General features: G+C 46.5%; 20 protein-coding genes and 2 pseudogenes. 3 read left to right on the top strand and 19 right to left on the bottom strand.

The window, feature by feature from the left end:
* Positions 1–8: 8 nt before the first annotated feature.
* The 14 genes and pseudogenes from PXH59_RS20240 to fliF form a co-directional block, all read right to left on the bottom strand.
* A pseudogene (locus PXH59_RS20240) lies at positions 9–1,364 on the bottom strand (condensation domain-containing protein); the annotation flags it as partial.
* 313 nt (positions 1,365–1,677) lie between these two features.
* Positions 1,678–2,460, bottom strand: coding sequence for a flagellar biosynthetic protein FliR (gene fliR, locus PXH59_RS08290; RefSeq protein WP_285811230.1), 783 nt, complete (start codon positions 2,458–2,460; stop codon positions 1,678–1,680).
* Positions 2,461–2,462: 2 nt separating this feature from the next.
* Positions 2,463–2,732 (bottom strand): flagellar biosynthesis protein FliQ, encoded by a 270-nt coding sequence (gene fliQ, locus PXH59_RS08285; protein ID WP_047767907.1) that lies wholly within the window; start codon positions 2,730–2,732, stop codon positions 2,463–2,465.
* Positions 2,733–2,798: 66 nt separating this feature from the next.
* Positions 2,799–3,537: pseudogene (gene fliP / locus PXH59_RS08280) on the bottom strand (flagellar type III secretion system pore protein FliP).
* Between the two features lie 65 nt (positions 3,538–3,602).
* Positions 3,603–4,064 (bottom strand): flagellar biosynthetic protein FliO, encoded by a 462-nt coding sequence (gene fliO / locus PXH59_RS08275; protein WP_434223353.1) that lies wholly within the window; start codon positions 4,062–4,064, stop codon positions 3,603–3,605.
* Between the two features lie 2 nt (positions 4,065–4,066).
* Positions 4,067–4,474 (bottom strand): flagellar motor switch protein FliN, encoded by a 408-nt coding sequence (fliN, locus tag PXH59_RS08270; RefSeq protein ID WP_047767905.1) that lies wholly within the window; start codon positions 4,472–4,474, stop codon positions 4,067–4,069.
* A complete protein-coding gene (gene fliM / locus PXH59_RS08265; protein WP_285811226.1) occupies positions 4,467–5,474 on the bottom strand; it encodes a flagellar motor switch protein FliM in 1,008 nt (335 codons plus the stop codon). The genes fliN and fliM overlap by 8 nt, the downstream gene beginning before the upstream one ends.
* Before the next feature lie 5 nt (positions 5,475–5,479).
* Complete coding sequence (gene fliL, locus PXH59_RS08260; RefSeq protein ID WP_285811224.1) at positions 5,480–5,956, bottom strand: flagellar basal body-associated protein FliL; 477 nt, start codon at positions 5,954–5,956, stop codon at positions 5,480–5,482.
* Positions 5,957–6,173: 217 nt separating this feature from the next.
* The gene (locus PXH59_RS08255; RefSeq protein ID WP_285811221.1) at positions 6,174–7,622 is read right to left on the bottom strand and encodes a flagellar hook-length control protein FliK; all 1,449 of its coding nucleotides are present in this window, start codon (positions 7,620–7,622) and stop codon (positions 6,174–6,176) included.
* Positions 7,619–8,065, bottom strand: a complete 447-nt coding sequence (fliJ, locus tag PXH59_RS08250; RefSeq protein WP_285811219.1) for a flagellar export protein FliJ — start codon at positions 8,063–8,065, stop codon at positions 7,619–7,621. Before fliJ ends, PXH59_RS08255 begins: the two co-directional genes overlap by 4 nt.
* A 135-nt stretch (positions 8,066–8,200) precedes the next feature.
* Positions 8,201–9,565, bottom strand: a complete 1,365-nt coding sequence (gene fliI, locus PXH59_RS08245) for a flagellar protein export ATPase FliI (protein ID WP_285811217.1) — start codon at positions 9,563–9,565, stop codon at positions 8,201–8,203.
* Positions 9,565–10,269, bottom strand: a complete 705-nt coding sequence (gene fliH / locus PXH59_RS08240) for a flagellar assembly protein FliH (RefSeq protein ID WP_285811215.1) — start codon at positions 10,267–10,269, stop codon at positions 9,565–9,567. Before fliH ends, fliI begins: the two co-directional genes overlap by 1 nt.
* Complete coding sequence (gene fliG, locus PXH59_RS08235; protein ID WP_047767894.1) at positions 10,262–11,254, bottom strand: flagellar motor switch protein FliG; 993 nt, start codon at positions 11,252–11,254, stop codon at positions 10,262–10,264. Before fliG ends, fliH begins: the two co-directional genes overlap by 8 nt.
* Positions 11,251–12,963 carry a flagellar basal-body MS-ring/collar protein FliF gene (gene fliF, locus PXH59_RS08230; protein ID WP_285811212.1) on the bottom strand — a complete coding sequence of 571 codons (1,713 nt, stop codon included), beginning with the start codon at positions 12,961–12,963 and terminating at the stop codon, positions 11,251–11,253. Before fliF ends, fliG begins: the two co-directional genes overlap by 4 nt.
* A gap of 284 nt (positions 12,964–13,247) precedes the next feature.
* Between fliF and fliE the strand changes: the two genes are divergently transcribed.
* Positions 13,248–13,559, top strand: coding sequence for a flagellar hook-basal body complex protein FliE (fliE, locus tag PXH59_RS08225; RefSeq protein WP_047767890.1), 312 nt, complete (start codon positions 13,248–13,250; stop codon positions 13,557–13,559).
* 30 nt (positions 13,560–13,589) lie between these two features.
* Here the strand turns inward: fliE and PXH59_RS08220 are convergent, their stop codons facing one another.
* The 5 genes from PXH59_RS08220 to PXH59_RS08200 all read right to left on the bottom strand — a co-directional run bounded on the left by PXH59_RS08220 (position 13,590) and on the right by PXH59_RS08200 (position 16,046).
* Complete coding sequence (locus PXH59_RS08220; protein WP_285811209.1) at positions 13,590–13,826, bottom strand: hypothetical protein; 237 nt, start codon at positions 13,824–13,826, stop codon at positions 13,590–13,592.
* Between the two features lie 230 nt (positions 13,827–14,056).
* Positions 14,057–14,377, bottom strand: a complete 321-nt coding sequence (locus tag PXH59_RS08215) for a baseplate J/gp47 family protein (protein ID WP_285811207.1) — start codon at positions 14,375–14,377, stop codon at positions 14,057–14,059.
* A complete protein-coding gene (locus PXH59_RS08210) occupies positions 14,374–14,565 on the bottom strand; it encodes a transposase family protein (RefSeq protein ID WP_434223352.1) in 192 nt (63 codons plus the stop codon). Before PXH59_RS08210 ends, PXH59_RS08215 begins: the two co-directional genes overlap by 4 nt.
* Before the next feature lie 133 nt (positions 14,566–14,698).
* A complete protein-coding gene (gene ybjG, locus PXH59_RS08205; RefSeq protein WP_047767596.1) occupies positions 14,699–15,307 on the bottom strand; it encodes an undecaprenyl-diphosphate phosphatase in 609 nt (202 codons plus the stop codon).
* A gap of 475 nt (positions 15,308–15,782) precedes the next feature.
* Positions 15,783–16,046: a GrxA family glutaredoxin gene (locus PXH59_RS08200; RefSeq protein WP_285811203.1), complete on the bottom strand. Its 264-nt coding sequence runs from the start codon at positions 16,044–16,046 to the stop codon at positions 15,783–15,785.
* A 24-nt stretch (positions 16,047–16,070) separates the two neighbouring features.
* Here PXH59_RS08200 and PXH59_RS08195 point away from each other — a divergent pair, with 24 nt between their 5' ends.
* A complete protein-coding gene (locus PXH59_RS08195) occupies positions 16,071–16,259 on the top strand; it encodes a hypothetical protein (RefSeq protein ID WP_285811201.1) in 189 nt (62 codons plus the stop codon).
* Complete coding sequence (locus PXH59_RS08190; protein WP_285811199.1) at positions 16,256–16,501, top strand: YbjC family protein; 246 nt, start codon at positions 16,256–16,258, stop codon at positions 16,499–16,501. Before PXH59_RS08195 ends, PXH59_RS08190 begins: the two co-directional genes overlap by 4 nt.
* Positions 16,502–16,520: the final 19 nt, after the last annotated feature.

Genomic DNA, 16,520 nt, shown 5'->3' with positions numbered 1-16,520 from the left:
AGCAGGACAGCAAGACGAGAGCGGAGCGCCGTAACCTCCGGGATACTCAGATAATCAGGAGAAAAATAGAACTCAATGGAAACCGGAGAATAGGTATCTTCAGGGCGCGCGGTGTTTGTGTATTGCTTCATTCTGACACAAAGAGGATAGGGAGTGCCGGAACGCAGGTCGAACTGTTTGGCGCTGACGTTTTCTCCTTCCATATGCAAATTAGCTTTAAACGGTTCGAGAGATAAAGTCACGTCAAATAATCGCGCATTTCCGACTTGTTGCCGCGAGGGTATTTGTCGGTTGAGTTCTGCGATGGGAAAACGGTCATGTTCATGGCAAAGACTCATTTCGGTTGCGGCTTTGCGCATGACATCACGAAACGTATCTTCCGGTGAAAGGGTGATACCAATAGGGATCACGGATGCGAACATACCCATCGTGTACTTTTGTCGCGTATTTTTGCGGTTGTGCACGGGAACACCAATGACAATTTCATTGACATCGGTGACTCGGGTGAAATAGCAGGCCAGAATGGCATACATGAAATGCAGGAAGGGCAATCCCTGCCCACCCGCTACGTTTTCGATACGTTTAAAAAGAGCATGGTCGATTGACCAAATGACAGACTGGGCAGCCGTGGGTTTGATTTGTTTATGGCCCGTCGTGTTAGTGCAATTGACAGGCTGGAGCAAGGGAGGCGGCGGGTTTTCATAGCGCTTCAACCAAAATTGCCTATCGTGTGAGTAGTGTTCGGAAGCAAGATAATTGAGGTTATCCGTAATAAAATCCAGATAAGAATGAGCGGAGTTGTTCAGGGTTTCTCCTTTCATCAGGCGGTTATAGGCATCGATAACCTTGTTGATGAGGATGAACATACCCGTGCCATCAATGACTAAATGATGACAGCAAAATTGCCAGTACCGACAGGTATTGCTGATCCGCAATAATCTGGAACGCCACAGTGTCTCGTTCAGGCGAAATGGATGCATGAACTCGTCATCCATGTATTGTTTTACTTTGGTTTCAGCCTCTGGATGCAATGAAAAATCCTGTATATCTATAGCTACCGGGAGAGAATGCACCACTTTTTGCCTGGGTAAAGCGTGGGTGTTGAGAAACTGCAACTTCAGAGTGTCATGACAATAAACAACGGATTCAAAGGCACGGGCAAATAATGCTTCATTCAATTCTCCTTCAATGCAGATAAAAATGCTGAGGTTGTAGTTGGAAGAATTGGGATGAATAGCCTGATCAAACCAGATGGCTTGCTGGGGAGAACTAAGAGGATAAGAACTAAGAGGAGAGGCAGACAAGGAGAGAGAATGGTTATGACAAGCGTCTGAAGAAGTTTGTGAAGAATTTTTGTGTAACATTTTCATTACTCCTTTGTAGTTATTTGATTTTTATTTGTTGCATCCGTTTGAAAGTAAATTAAACACCGCCTGTAACTGTTTTTTTGTAAAAATGAACTGATTATCGACAATTTGGTGGTTTTTTATGCTAAATACACGCCTGATAGTAACATTTTGAAATTAAATTAACTGAAATAAATACCGTGTGTCGATATTTTTTGTAGCTTAAATGTTAATGTTGAATGCGGGTGCTATAGCGGATGGTTGAAGAGGAGTATCAGGATAAGATAGAGGTTATCCCGCCAGATTGACGGGTTTATCAGAAAAATAACAGCTACCGTACCAGTTCACGAATAATGATCGCCAAATGGTCAAACATTTCACCAAATAACCGCTCAGTGAATGGCACCAATGTTGGAAATAACAGGGAAAGCGTGAAAATCCCCACTGTCAGCGTTAATGGAAAACCGACCACAAATACAGAAAGTTGGGGTGTCATGCGGTTTAACATGCCCAGAGAAAAATTCAGAACCAGAAGTAGGGTAATCATTGGCATTGCCAGCATCATGCCATTGATAAAAATCAGGCTGGCACTTTGGGATAGCAGTAAGAAACCCTTTGGATTCAATTGGGTTGATTGAATGGGAATAGAATAAAATGTATCGGCCAGAATTGATAATAGCCATAAATGCCCATCAAAAGCCAGGAACAGCAACATCATCATCATATTGAGGATGCGGGCTAAGATAGGCATATTCGGGCCACCGGTAGGATCAAAAAAAGTGGCGAATGAAAGCCCCATTTGTAAGCCGAGTACTTCACCTGCATGACGCACTACGGCAAAGGCGATCTGCATGGTCAATCCCAGAGCCATACCAATCAATACTTGTTGTATCAAAACCCAAATTCCGGCAACAGAAAAAATCGGAATTTGCGGGGAGGGAAGGGTTGGAACGAGTAACGCTGTGATCACTAAGGCCAAGCCAATTTTAACGTTTATCGGTATCTGTTTTTCACTGAAAATGGGGGCGGTGCTGAACAAGGCCAACAGGCGCACCATTGGCCAGAAAAAATCACTGACAAGGCGGGAAAGGGTTTCACTATCAAACGGGATCATAATTAACCGATGATAGCCGGAATACTGCTAAACAGCGTGCGCATGTAATCCAGCAATAAATTTAACATCCAGGGTCCGGCAGTGACGATAGTCACGAAGACGGCCAGGATTTTTGGAATAAACGATAAGGTCATCTCGTTTACCTGAGTTGCCGCCTGTAATAAGCTGATGATTAAGCCACTAATTAAGGCGGATAAAAGGGGAGGGGCGGCCAGTGCTAACGCCACTTTCATCGCCTCAACACCGAGGGCCATTACCGATTCTGGAGTCATAATTTCCTTAAACCGCTTTTTGATCTTTATTCCGATAAGATTTCACGTTAGATATAAAGTTGTTGATTAAACATAAAAACTTTGTGCCAGTGAACCCAGCAAGAGTTGCCAGCCATCGACCAGAACAAACAGCATAAGTTTGAACGGCAATGAAATGGTAGCGGGCGGAACCATCATCATCCCCAACGCCATCAAGACACTGGCAACAACCAGATCGATGATCAGGAACGGAATGAAGAGCGTAAAGCCAATCTGGAATGCGGTTTTCAATTCACTGGTAATAAATGCGGGAACGAGCACGCGCATTGGAACTGAATCCGCCGTTTCAAATGCCCCCTGATCTGCCAAGCGGGCAAACAGTGCCAAATCATTTTCCCGTGTCTGGCGTAACATGAATTGGCGCAGGGGTTTGGCACCTTGATCCAGTGCGACTTCCAGCGTGATTTTATCCTCGCTGTAGGGCAGATAAGCGTTTTGATAAACTTTATCAAATACCGGCGCCATGATAAAAAAAAGTCATAAACAACGCCAAACCCAACATAACCTGATTAGGCGGGGCAGAAGGTGTTCCCAGCGCATTGCGCAGCAAACCCAGTACAATGATGATGCGGGTAAAACTGGTCATCATTAGCAGGGCAGCTGGGATGAATCCCAGTGCCGTGATGAAAATCAGGGTTTGGACTGGCAATGACCAACTTTGTCCACCATTGGCTAAGGGCTGGCTGATGATACCAGGAAACTCAGCCGCCGCGTTCATAGGGAACAGTGGCAGCAGGAGCACCATAAACAGCGTCGTCAAACGCATGGGATAAAGCCGTGAAACCAATTTCTTGCCTGTCATAAAAACGCTATTTTTCATCATCGTCCTTGTTATTCTTGTTTTTTCTGGAGTATCTTTTTTAGCATCTGTCCAAATGGCAGCGGCTTGAGCGCGGGTTCCTTGTCCACGTTGTCAGGTGGTACAGGCATTTGATGCAGCATACTGATCTGTTGGGATGTGACGCCCAAAACCAGCCAGTTATCCTCAACTTCTACCACGACGACCCGTTCTTTCGGTCCAAGGGCGCAGCTTGCCTTAACGTTTAGCAAACGATGATTTTTGCTTTTGGCAGGGGAAAAACCCAAACGGCGAACGAGCCATGTTATGAAGAAAATCAGTAATAAAATGCCGCCCAGGGCACTGCTGACTTGCATCAGCGTTTGGCTGGCCGAAAGAGGGACCTGTTTGATTGTATTGACATGAACATGGCTGGCTGCGGTGTTAACAGGTGCAGCATCAGATGCCGCACCAGGCTGAAAAGAAGTATGAACGGAGGGCTGGTTCGCCATCATAGTTAACGACTCAAGCGACGCATACGCTCAGAAGGCGTGATGATATCTGTAATACGGATACCGTATTTATCCGATACGACAACCACTTCTCCCTGCGCGATCAAATAACCATTAATCAGAATATCCAATGGTTCTCCCGCCAGGCCATCAAGAGGAACAACTGAGCCTTGTGACAGTCTCAACAGTTGTTTGATGGTCATTTTAGTACGGCCTAGCTCGACAGAGAGCTTGACCGGAATATCCATGATCAAATCAATATCGGAAAGTTGGGCCAACGCATCCTGCGCTTCCAGGTTCTCAAATATTGATGCGCCGCCGTCAGAGGTTTGCTGTGCGGCCTGTTGTTCCAGCGCTTCCGCCCACATATCTTCAGTCGAGCTGGTATCTGTAGGTTGTTTAGCATCACTCATTGGGCTTTTCCTCATCCAGAGCAGTTAAAACAGGGTTAATCAGGTGTTCAACACGCAGGGCATATTGCCCGTTTAGTGTTCCATATTGACTGGTGAGCACAGGCACACCATCAACGTGAACGATCAGGCGTTCAGGTTTTTCAATCGGCAAGATATCGCCTCTTTTCAATTGAAGGATTTTTGACAGCCGCAGAGGAATATCAACAAAGTTTGCCACCAGCTCTAATTCTGAATGTTGAACTTGCTTCACTAAACTTTCACGCCACTGGCTCTCTTCCTGACGTACATTTTCCACAGGGGGATTGGTCAGGCGCTCGCGCAGCGGTTCGATCATGGCGAATGGAATACAGATATTGAATTCCCCGGTCAATGCCCCGATCTCTACCTGGAACGGGGTGGTCACCACGATGTCATTCGGTGAAGTGGTGATATTGGTGAATTTCACCTGCGTCTCGGAACGCACGTATTCCACTTCAAGTTTAAAGATGGAATCCCAGGCGTCACGATAGGCATCCAGTGCCAGTTTTAGCATCCAGTTAATGATCCGTTGTTCGGTATGGGTAAATTCACGACCTTCCACTTTGGTTGGAAAACGGCCATCCCCGCCAAACAGGTTATCAACAGCGATATAAACTAAGCTAGGCTCGAAAGCGAATAGTGCAGTGCCCCTCAATGGTTTCAGGTGAACCAGATTGAGGTTGGTTGGCACCGCCAAATTGCGGGCAAATTCGAGGTAAGGCTGAACTTTGATAGCGCCGACCGTAATATCCGGGCTACGGCGCAGCATGTTAAACAACCCCATCCTGAACTGGCGGGCAAAACGTTCGTTGATGATTTCCAGTGACTGCAAACGCTCGCGTACAACACGGCGTTGGGTATTGGGATCGTAAGGGCGAACCTCACTTTCTTGGGACGCAGCTTGTTCTGCGTCATCCGCAGAGGCACTGTCACCATTGAGCAGAGCATCGATCTCTGCTTGTGAAAGAATATTGTCGCTCATTGTGATTATCGCAGAATAAACGTGGTAAATAACACATCGGTGATTTCCTGATCGGGTTCACCGGGTATTAGTGTCGGGTGTAGTGCCTGTTTGATATCTGCTACCAAACGCATCTTACCGTCATCTTTTGCCAGATCAGCCGCTTTCTGACGAGATAATAGCAGCAACATACGACTACGAACTTCGGGCAGATATGCATGAAATCGCTGACGGGTTTTCTCGTCAGTCAAACGCAATGTGATGCCAACGTACAGCACACGATCGAAATGCGCTTCGTTGTCGATCAAATTGACGGTAAATGGTTCCAGAGTCATAAATACGGGGGCGTCAATGACCTTGGTTTTTTCTGTACTGTTGTTGGTTGACTGGTTCATTACCCACCAGCTATACCCTCCGATGGCAACACCAAGAACAGCAATCAGTATTAACAGTATCATCCAAATTGGATTTTTGCGTTTATGCTCGTAGCTATAATCAGACATGGACAGATAAATTCCTGTTTTCTGTTGCAAATAAGTCACCGCTCATTCCGTGGCGGAGTCCCTATCCATCAAAATCGATATCAATTATCCCGCGTCTTTGTTCCGGCAATGGCTGGAACAAACGAGGAAAAAACCATTAACTCGCACGTTTGTTATCGATCCATTTTCGTTTTATTCCGATGCCTCACGAAATTAGGCTTAATATTTAGGTGAATAATCAGGCGAAAGTATCAATGCCTCCTCGGATCGAGGTGAGTTGCTGAGGGGTTACCCTGATGGCTGATATCTGAGAGGCTGTGCGCCCTGTCGCGGCCACTAAACCAGACGCTTGCGTTTCAGCATGGGGATTGGAATGGCTGTTCGGGTTATTGGCATGATCATGAGCCAAGTGCTCTTGCTGCCCGCTTCCCTGGGCATTGCTGTTAATGCTGCTTTGCGCCAGTTGAATGCCATTTTCAGCCAGTGCATGGCGTAATCCGGGTAATGCGGCTTCCAGCGCCGCACGAACATTCTGATGGGCGGAAACAAAATGTAAGTGAGCCTGATTGTCTTCAACGTTCATACGGATATGCAGCGCCCCCAGCTCTTGAGGATGTAAGCGGAGTTCAGCCTGTTGCAATCCATTACGATTAAAAAACAGCACATGTTGATTGAGTTGTTGTTGCCACTCTTCACTGCCAGGATGAGCATTTAATAAAGGTGTTGTTGCACTGTTCAGCGGAAATTGCCCTGTCGGGTGTTGCCCTACTGAAAATAGGGAAGGGGTTGCCAATACCATCGGTGAGTCGATAGACGTTGTTTCTGTCGTGGAGGTTGTTAAGGCAAGGCCGGCCTGACTGGCCATCTGGAGCAGATTTGACTCTTTGCTATTGCCTGAATCGGTGTTTTTAAGAGTATGTTCAGATTCGGTTTTGTTATGGGTGGCAAAGTGATTAGCGGCCTGTCTGATTTGTCCGGCCAGCGGTGCCAATTCAGATTGAAGATTGGCAGAGTCTTCTGTCTTAGTATTCAGGGGGATATCCTGTTTAGCAGAAAGCTGAATGCCTTTATCTTGTTCACTGACTTTAGATTGTTCAGCAAGGTTGGTGTCAGTTAGCCGGCTAATTTCGGTATTTCTGTCCAACAGTGTGTCAACCGTGCTGCCTTCGCTATCCAGCCATTCATTTTTCAGTAAGGCATCTTCTGATGAAGAATTCCCCAATAATGTATTTTCTAACGATCCATTGCCCATCAAACCCTGTGAGTTTTCAGCAAGAAGCGCGGAATGGGGATCAGAGTTAAGCAGCCCGGCAAGCTGGATGGGGATCGCCGCACTTAATGCTTCGGCTGATAAGAGATCTTCATCTTTTAATACAGCAAATTTGGCACTGTTTTCTTGTGGTGCTGTTTCTACCGGTGATTTATCCTTGACTACACTGTTATCTGACACGACGGCCAATTGCGGCCAGTTGTTTTCTGCTGTTTTATCAGCAGTGGATTTTTCCTCTTTCAGACTATTTTTATCCGCCTGAGTAATGGGCTTATGCATAGCGGCTGTTTCTGCATTGAGAAGTTGCCCAAATTGAGAAGAATGGTGACCGATCACGGCATTATTCAGAGTCGGTTGACTTTTATCCGTACCTTTGTCTGTGAGTTTTAAATCAGTAGGCAAAAGAGTGAGGTTCATTGTTTCATTCTCCGTTGTGCACCGCGTTGTGCGTACTCATCCATTTGTTTTTGCTCCATGCGATTTTGGTGTAACTTCAAATTATGCTCTGCCCGCTGTTGCAGAGTGTCGAAGGCGTTCAGGCGTTGCTGTTTTTCCTGCCATTGTGACATGGCTTGCTCAAGACGTTTTTTCCATTGATTGAGTTGTAATCTGTGCTGTTCAATGGCCATTTCCAGCGTTTTCATAAACTGCTGGTAATTTTGCCAGGTCGAGCAGGACATACCATTGCTAAGTGTGTTATTCAGACGGGTACGATACTCATCCTGATAATTCATTAACGCCGTGAGTTGTTGTTCCATTTGTTGATGACTTTGCCGAATCTGTGCAAGTTGCGATGCCGCTTTTTCTGCCGCATCCTGGGCAAGTTCACGCAAAGTTTTGAGAGGGGAGTGTTGTTGCATGTATTTCCTCGTTTTAATCACCAAACAGACGCGTTACTGAATGACATCAATAGTAAAGTTATATCGGCATCGTATCGATAAACGTTATACCTCTTGGCAAAAGTATTTTTCTGTTAATTTCCCCTGAGTAAAATATTATGTTGGCAATAATTGTTGAAGCTCAGTACAGGCCTTATCGTATTCGCTATGCTCGTCAATGCTTTGTTGCAGGAATTGGGACATATGAGGATAAAGCTCAATCGCTCTGTCAAGCAGGGGATCACTGCCCGCAGCATATGCACCGACGTTAATCAGATCTCGGTTACGTTGATAGCTGGAAAGTAACTGTTTGAAATGTTGTACCCGCCGATAATGGGTATTGTCGATCAGCGCGGTCATGGCACGACTGATAGAAGCCTCAATATCAATAGCAGGATAATGCCCCGATTCCGCCAGTGAACGTGATAGTACGATATGACCATCCAGAATGGCTCGCGCCGCATCGGCAATCGGATCTTGCTGGTCATCACCTTCTGTCAACACGGTGTAAAATGCCGTAATGGAGCCACCATCACTGACACCATTTCCGGCTCTTTCCACCAGTGCCGGTAACTTGGCAAATACAGACGGGGGATAACCTTTAGTTGCCGGTGGTTCGCCGATAGCCAGCGCAATTTCACGCTGTGCCATGCTGTAACGGGTCAGGGAATCCATGATCAACAAGACATGTTTGCCTCTGTCGCGGAAATCTTCGGCGATGCGCGTGGCATAAGCGGCACCTTGCATCCTCAGCAAAGGTGAAACGTCGGCGGGAGCGGCAACAACGACTGAGCGGGATAATCCCTCCGTACCCAAAATATTTTCGATAAAGTCTTTAACTTCACGGCCACGCTCACCAATTAATCCCACCACGATCACATCGGCTTGGGTATAACGCGCCATCATACCAAGCAGCACACTTTTACCGACGCCAGAGCCGGCAAATAATCCCATACGTTGCCCACGGCCCACGGTCAGCAGGGCATTAATGGCACGGACGCCAACGTCCAATACATTGCTGATAGGGGTTCTTTGCAGGGGATTAAATGGCGTCGTTGTCAAAGGGGCACGATAACCTGTATCAGGGGCAGGTAAACCATCAAGTGGCCGGCCTGCACCATCCAGAACCCTGCCGAGTAATTCCGCTCCCAGAGGCAAACGGCGTCCGGCACCCGCCTCTTCGCCATAAGAACGGGCATAGACGCGAGCGCCCGGCACAATGCCTTCCAATTCTTCCAGTGGCATCAGCAACAGTTTTTCGCCATTGAAGCCGACGACTTCACTTTCAACCTCTTCAATGGCGTTGCCATTTTGGCGCTCGATCAGGCAGGTAGCGCCGAGGGGCATATGTAAGCCAATGGCTTCCAGTACCAAGCCTGTGGCGCGGGTCAGGCGTCCGTAGCGACGCACTTTGGGGGTTTTTTCCAGTCGTTTCTCCAAGGAATCCAGCGTTGCCAGCCAGCGACCCAATCTTGCCGTCATCACAATTCTCCCGGTGCTGCCAGACGACACATTTCATGCCAGCGGGTAGCTAAACTGGCGTCCATATCCCCTTCATCGGCGCTGACTTTACAGCCGCCCGGATGCAGTTTGTTATCCGCAACTAAACGCCAGCCGTGTAGCGCCAAAACTTCCCCCAGTTGCTGTTCAACCAGCGGGATGTTTTGTGGATGGATACGCAATTGGGGTTTGCCACTGAACATAGGTTCTTGCTGGATAAATTCGCGGATTTGGTTCAGCAGGGCGGTACCATCACAAACCGCAGGTTGCCCCAGAATATGGTGAGCCGCAGTCAATGCAAGTTGCATCAGGCGGGAAGCAATCACGGTATCCAACCCATCCAGTGAATGGCTAAAGTCCGTTAGCAAGGTTTTCCACTGATCAGTAATAACTTGCTGTTGTTGTCTGGTTTCCTGCAAACCTTGTTCCAGTCCGGCTTGGCGGCCTTCCTGAACCCCTTGTTCATAGCCTTGTATCTGGCCTTCTGCAAAACCCTGTGCATGACCAGCATGACGCGCCTGCTCTTTTAGCTCGTCCAGTATTCTTGCTTGTTCCCGCAGCCGATCTTGTTCGCTTGGCTGTTGTTTCTCATCTATGGGTTCCAGTTTTGTTCGCAGAGTTTCCCACTGAGTCAATTCGCCCGGCTGCCACGGCCGCCAGTTGCCATTATTCGACTTATCAGACATAGGTATCATCACCACCGGTTAGGATCATTTCGCCACTTTCTGCCAGACGACGAACAACAAGCAGGATGGCTTTCTGTTCAGCTTCCACTTGAGACATCCGCACAGGGCCACGATTTGCCAAATCATCGCGCATGATTTCAGCCGCCCGCTGCGACATATTATTGAGGAAGTGATCGCGCAATGCCTGATCGCAACCTTTCAATGCCACCAGCAAGGAATCGGTGGTAATCTCCTGCAACAGACGCTGGATACTGCGATCGTCCACGCTGATAAGGTTTTCGAACAGGAACATCTCATCAATGATCTTCTGTGCCAGTTCGTTATCATAGGAACGAACGGCGTCAATGACACCTTCTTCCTGCTGGCTTTTCATCAAGTTGATGATTTCTGCCGCTGTACGAATACCCCCCATCTTGCTGCGTTTCAGGTTCTGACCATCCAGCAGGTTATTCAGGACTTCCGTCAATTCCGCTAACGCGGAGGGTTGGACACCACCAAAAGTAGCGATACGCAACATGACATCGTTACGCAGACGGTCATCAAACAGGGCGAGGATATCAGCGGCCTGACCCCGGCTCAGGTGAACCAGAATGGTGGCAATGATCTGCGGATGTTCATCGCGGATCATATCAGCTGCCATCTGTGGCTCCATAAAGTTAAGCGTTTCGATGCCGGTCGTGGTATCACGGGACTCCAGGATATCCTCAAGCAGGCTGGAAGCCCGCTCTTCCCCCAATGCCTTAATCAGTACGTTGCGCAGATAGTCGTTGGCGTTGATGCTGAGGGCTGTAAATTGTCCCGCATCTTCTTCAAACTCTGCCAGCACTTCAACCAGTTGTTGATTGGAGACTTGTTTCATCCCCGCCATCGCAACACTCAGTTGTTGTACTTCGCGGGAATTCAGGTGCTTGAACACCTCGGCCGCCTGATCTTCTCCCAGGGTCATTAACATGACGGCACTTCTTTCTGTTCCTGTCAGGCTCATTGTTCGTTACTCATCCATTGACGGATCACCAGCGCGACGACGCGAGGATCTTTTTCTGCAAGTTCGCGCAGACGCTGGCTTTGAAGCTCAACATTGACCCGCTGGCGAGCCATGTTACGGCGCATTTTTTCGTCCAATTCAGGATTGGTTTCTGTATGCTGTTTCAGTTGTTTCTTTTGTGCTTCCAGCGCCGCTTTTTCCGCAGCCCGTTTTTTAGCGATTTGTGGCACGACCATCTTACGCCACAGTAGCCATGCAACCAGTACCAACAGTAACCAACGACCGGCTTCTAACAGTTTTTCCAGCAGGGCAGGGTGCTGCCAGAACGGCAAAGGTTCTATCACTTCGGTGGTGTCATTGAACGGTGTGTTAACCACATTCAGGCTATCGCCACGGTCAGCAGAGAAGCCCATAACTTCACGCGTCAATGCTTCGATTTGTGATAGCTGTTCTGGTGTCAGCGCTTGTGTTTCAGGGCCATTCTCTCCCTTCACGGTGGCATAGTTGACCACAACGGCAACCGAAAGGCGTTCCACTGCGCCAGCCTGCAATTGGGTATGACGAATGGTGCGATCTACTTCATAGTTAGTGGTTTCGTCATAACGGTTATTGCGGTTGTTGCTTAACATACGCTCGTAACTATTGTTTTTGTTAGCGTTACTGCGCTGTTGGTCAGTTTTTTCATCACCGTTGTTTTTGGCATTTGCGTTCGGTTTTTCGATTGGTGCACTCGGGGCAGCACTTGGCTGATTTGACAACGCACCCGGTACGCCACCGACTAATGGCCCGCCGCTTTGCTCGTTGGTGCTGCTCTGCTTAGAACGGACAGCAGCCTGATTCGGTGGCTGATTAGGTTTATATTCTTCAGCTGTTTCTTCGCGCCGGGAGAAATCAATTTGTGCAGTGACCTGAGCATGAACGTTGCTACGGCCAACCACAGGGGCCAGAATGGTTTCAATTCGATGTTGGAAACGGTTTTCCACTTCTTGGGTATATTTCAACTGAGTGGTATTCAAATCACGGCTGGTTGCATCGCTTTGTGTCAGTAAGCGCCCAGATTGATCCACAATCGTGACATTGCTTGCCGGTAAGCCGGCAACACTACTGGAAACCATATGCACGATGGCATTGATTTGCCCTTCATCCAGCACCCGGCCTTGCAGCAATCCTACCGTCACCGAGGCTGAGGGTGATTTTTGTTCACGAACAAACAAAGACGGCTTAGGCAGTGCCAGATGGACACGGGCGCTCTGGACTGGGCCAAGTGATTCCACGGTGCGAGCCAACTCACCTTCCAGCGCACGTTGGTAATTGACCTGCTCACTGAACTGGCTGATGCCGAATTTTTCTTTATCCAAGAGTTCGAAACCCGCAGTGCCCCCTTTGGGCAATCCTTGTTGTGCCAGTTTCAGACGTGTTTCATGCACCTTATCGGTAGGTATCATGAGCGCCGCGCCGTTCTCGGCAAAACGGTAAGGGATATTCATTTGGGTTAATTGCGTAACAATCTCGCCACCATCCTTATCGCTCAGATTGCTGTAAAGCACCCGATAGTCGGGGCTGCGCAACCAGAGAAACAGGGCGATAACAATAGCGATGGCAGCAGAGCCAGCAACTAATAACGGAACTTTTGGATCAGCTTTTATCCTGCTGATAATAGCGTTGAAGCCTTTATTTTGGTTTTCAACGTCGGTTGTTGCTGCACTCATAGACGATCCTTGCCTTGCTGGTCAACATGAATACTAAAAGCGTGGCGTAACAAAACAGACTCCCCATACGCAAGCGAAAAGATTCTTCCTATTATTAATCCCATCATTATTCGCTGTTCACACCTCTTTTAATGGCACAATAAGCTTCGAATTTTTACTTCAATTACCCGCTTTAGTTTAGAAAGGCTATGTTACGGTGGCAGTCGTGGAAAACTGTCAACCAGGCTACGGCTAATATGGCACTTAATCACATAATCAATAGGGTGATTTAACGCGAGGTTTTTATGTCAATTCCGGCAATTGAAGGTGTACTGCAACAGATGCAGGTTCAGGCGTTCCAAGCAGCAAACATTGCCAAACCCATGCCAATACAAGGCAGTTTTGCCAGCCAACTGACGACGGCAGTGGAAAAAATAAACCAAAACCGCTTGAGTGCGACGAAGCAGGCACAAGATTTCACCCTGGGCGTACCTGGTGTGGAGCTAAATGATGTTATGGTGAATATGCAAAAATCGAGCATTTCCCTGCAAATGGGTATCCAGGTAAGGAATAAGCTGGTGAGTGCCTATCACGAAATTATGAATATGCAGGTTTAGAAGTTTAACCAATTGATTTAAAATAAATATTTATTTTTCATTAATTGCTTGGGGCACATGTGGGGCAATTGCGAGTTTTTCATTTAGCAATTTAATTTGGTCATCGCTATTTTCACTCATCCACGCACCGTAAACACTGTGAACCATTTGTGATGAAACATGCCCCATTTGAGTTGCAATAAATGGAGGTTTTCTAGAATTACGCACTGGGTTGATTTGGGCAGTAGAAACGGGTAATTGACTATTGAACGGGTTGAAATTAAACAAATTTTCAGTTCAATAAATGTGCAAAATGTGAGTTTGGAGGAACATCGGCGTTAATGGGTAAAAAACAATCTAAATATACCGCGTGTTTTGATAAAAACATCGTAATTTTAATCAGGCGTTTTATTCTGCACTGTGCATTATGGGGCGGTAATTTTCACTTAGAATAGTGCAGAATATACCGCTAAATAGTGCAGAATATACCGCTAAATAGTGCAAAATTGGCCGCCGCGCTACAGAAATCCGGCAGGAATAACCGTGTTTGCCAGTCCGTTAATCGTGACCTCAGTAACAGATTTTGTCGCCCGGTGACGCTGGAGAAAATAGATATAGCCTAATGCATCCTGCATCATGCCGTCAGCGTACCGGGGATCGAAACTGTTCAGGAGGTTGATAAAAAAGTTTCGCTCATCGGTGATGATGGCTGTCAGAGTAGTAACTAATTGGCCCTGTGGTGTGTCCATTGATTTATTGAGGTTGTCAAACAGGACTGCATTAACCGCCAGAGACCCTCTATGATATCCTTTGTCGGCGGTGCCAGTATCCCCTGTCAATCTTCTTTGGATTTACCGTACTCTTCAATCGCATTGAAGCCTTCACAACCACAGATCACGGCACAAATCGAGATGGTCAGAATATCGATGAGGGCATACTGTTTCGTTCGGCTAACACGTGGATCAGTGAGGTGCCCAAAGGCCTTGCTGAGGGTAGTTGCTTGCATGGCAGTTTCTACGGTTATCATTGACAGGATGCTGATTATAAATCACAAACAGCTATCAATCCTATTTCTATGTACCGAATGCACTCAGTTAATCCCGTTGGTCAATTTAGACCCGCTTGCCCTGGATATATGACCAGTGCATATTTACATTTGATTAATTTTTTACCCACCCTTTTTTGATAAAAAATGCGCAGCAAAATTGGTAGAGTCGGGTAAGTTTGCTTTGTAAATGCGCTCCGTATTGGCCCCAAAATATTTGGGCAAAAGCACACCCCAACAGGCTGACTAAAAATGCCCCAATCATATCGATTGGCCAGTGAACGCCCACATAGACACGAGACCAGGCAATGGCACAGGCGATGACCATCAGAGATAAACCTGACCAAACGCGGTGCCAAAATATAAATGCCAGAGCAAAAGTAAAGACTGCTATGCCGTGGTTACTGGGAAAAGATTCTGTCGGAGCATGGTAGAGAAAATGATAGCCAACACCTTCGACAAATGGCCGGGCATGTGGAACGGTTACCCCGATGATATAGGAGGTTGCCATGCCAAAGGCAAAAGCAATGCAATATTTACTGACAACGATGCGTTGAGATGTGATGGCGCTTTCTTTTCCCCAAAGCCAGCAAATGACCAATGTGATAGGGTAAATAAATACGCAATATTTCGCTATAAAGATAGCAAGCGAGATCATTGCTGGTGGTGAATCTGGGGTTGCATTGATAAAAGTAAACAAAATGTGGTTAAGTTGTTCTAGCAAAGTCAGCCTCACAAGCGAGATATTTACATACACAGGGCGATTTTATTTTATTAACTCATTGTTAACAATAATAATTTCACATGAAAAAGCGAATTATATTGATTTGTAATTTTATTTAATGTTTGTTGATGTTGCATGAGTAAATAATATAGGGATTGTAATAATAATGGAAGATAACCGCTATCTTGCAAGTCACTCGTGACTAACAAAAAACCCGATAGTCTTTAACCAAAGTGGATGACTATCGGGCTCCTCAATATGGGGACATCAAAGAAAAGCAGTGGCAATAATTAAGACTGCATTATGATGTGAAAGTTCTCATCCTTGAGAAAAAAATCGCAAAATCTTTTCAAAAAGGTGGAGTTTTTTCGAAGGGCAATATGGTTAAGGCACCCGCTATCCAGTAGAGGGACGGTTTCTGGCTGGATAGCGGTTTTTTTTGACGGCTGGTTTTATAACTAATTATTGGGTTCGATTATTGGTACAGTTTCAGATTGTCTTTAGCATAAGCTTCAAAATCTGTACAGCCACCGATATGTTTCTCGTCAATGAAGATCTGGGGAACCGTCTCAACAGGTTTGCCCACCGTTTTTGATAAGTCGTTTTTGGTGATGTTTTCAGCCCAGATATCGACATAGCGATAATCAAAGTCGTCGCGCACTTTTTTTAGTTTTTCAGCGAGTTCTTTGGCGCGAACGCAGTAAGGACAACCAGGGCGGCCAAAAATGACAGTGTACATACAAACTCCTTAGTGGTAATGATCATGAACATTCATAGAATGTCATCTAGAGTTACTATGCCTGTATGTATTAATAAAAAAAAGCAGGAATTGCCTTTTGTTGTAATTAGTCCTGCCAATAAGTGGGATTCAGGTATGATAGACTTACCCGGTGACAGAGATTTATTAAGTAACAGAAATTCTATTTTTAGGCTGCAACAGGTTAAAGAATGAAAGTGAACCCATCAAAAGAGATGCGCTCATTGGCTGATATGCCTAAGTTAGTTATTTTATTGGAAATATTGGGCGTGGGGCTGTTGGTTCTGGCTTACTTGTCAATAACTGATAGTATATTTTTATCACCTTTACTAATGACGACAGAAGCACACATTGCTATGATTTTATTGGGTATCGGTTGCTTGATACCAGCAGCTATCCATATTATCTGGCGTGCAGTCTATAATCTTCCTTTTTAGGAATTGATTATAAGAAAGC

The organism is Xenorhabdus bakwenae (assembly GCF_030272115.1).
In the GTDB taxonomy this organism is placed as follows: Bacteria; Pseudomonadota; Gammaproteobacteria; order Enterobacterales; family Enterobacteriaceae; genus Xenorhabdus; species Xenorhabdus bakwenae.
Note: the sequence above shows the minus strand (reverse complement) of the source record. Positions and strands in the feature narration are given on the sequence as shown.

Excerpts from the sequence above, each read along its gene's own strand:
- fliM (WP_285811226.1), bottom strand. The coding sequence starts at position 5,474 with ATGAGCGACAATATTCTTTCACAAGCAGAGATCGATGCTCTGCTCAAT.
- PXH59_RS08190 (WP_285811199.1), top strand. The coding sequence starts at position 16,256 with ATGAAAGTGAACCCATCAAAAGAGATGCGCTCATTGGCTGATATGCCT.
- fliG (WP_047767894.1), bottom strand. The coding sequence starts at position 11,254 with ATGAGCCTGACAGGAACAGAAAGAAGTGCCGTCATGTTAATGACCCTG.
- fliN (WP_047767905.1), bottom strand. The coding sequence starts at position 4,474 with ATGAGTGATGCTAAACAACCTACAGATACCAGCTCGACTGAAGATATG.
- fliQ (WP_047767907.1), bottom strand. The coding sequence starts at position 2,732 with ATGACTCCAGAATCGGTAATGGCCCTCGGTGTTGAGGCGATGAAAGTG.
- fliJ (WP_285811219.1), bottom strand. The coding sequence starts at position 8,065 with ATGCAACAACACTCCCCTCTCAAAACTTTGCGTGAACTTGCCCAGGAT.
- PXH59_RS08200 (WP_285811203.1), bottom strand. The coding sequence starts at position 16,046 with ATGTACACTGTCATTTTTGGCCGCCCTGGTTGTCCTTACTGCGTTCGC.
- PXH59_RS08210 (WP_434223352.1), bottom strand. The coding sequence starts at position 14,565 with ATGATAACCGTAGAAACTGCCATGCAAGCAACTACCCTCAGCAAGGCC.
- fliF (WP_285811212.1), bottom strand. The coding sequence starts at position 12,963 with ATGAGTGCAGCAACAACCGACGTTGAAAACCAAAATAAAGGCTTCAAC.
- PXH59_RS08195 (WP_285811201.1), top strand. The coding sequence starts at position 16,071 with ATGAACATTCATAGAATGTCATCTAGAGTTACTATGCCTGTATGTATT.
- PXH59_RS08255 (WP_285811221.1), bottom strand. The coding sequence starts at position 7,622 with ATGAACCTCACTCTTTTGCCTACTGATTTAAAACTCACAGACAAAGGT.
- fliO (WP_434223353.1), bottom strand. The coding sequence starts at position 4,064 with ATGATGGCGAACCAGCCCTCCGTTCATACTTCTTTTCAGCCTGGTGCG.
- fliL (WP_285811224.1), bottom strand. The coding sequence starts at position 5,956 with ATGTCTGATTATAGCTACGAGCATAAACGCAAAAATCCAATTTGGATG.
- fliH (WP_285811215.1), bottom strand. The coding sequence starts at position 10,269 with ATGTCTGATAAGTCGAATAATGGCAACTGGCGGCCGTGGCAGCCGGGC.
- fliR (WP_285811230.1), bottom strand. The coding sequence starts at position 2,460 with ATGATCCCGTTTGATAGTGAAACCCTTTCCCGCCTTGTCAGTGATTTT.
- fliE (WP_047767890.1), top strand. The coding sequence starts at position 13,248 with ATGTCAATTCCGGCAATTGAAGGTGTACTGCAACAGATGCAGGTTCAG.
- fliI (WP_285811217.1), bottom strand. The coding sequence starts at position 9,565 with ATGACGGCAAGATTGGGTCGCTGGCTGGCAACGCTGGATTCCTTGGAG.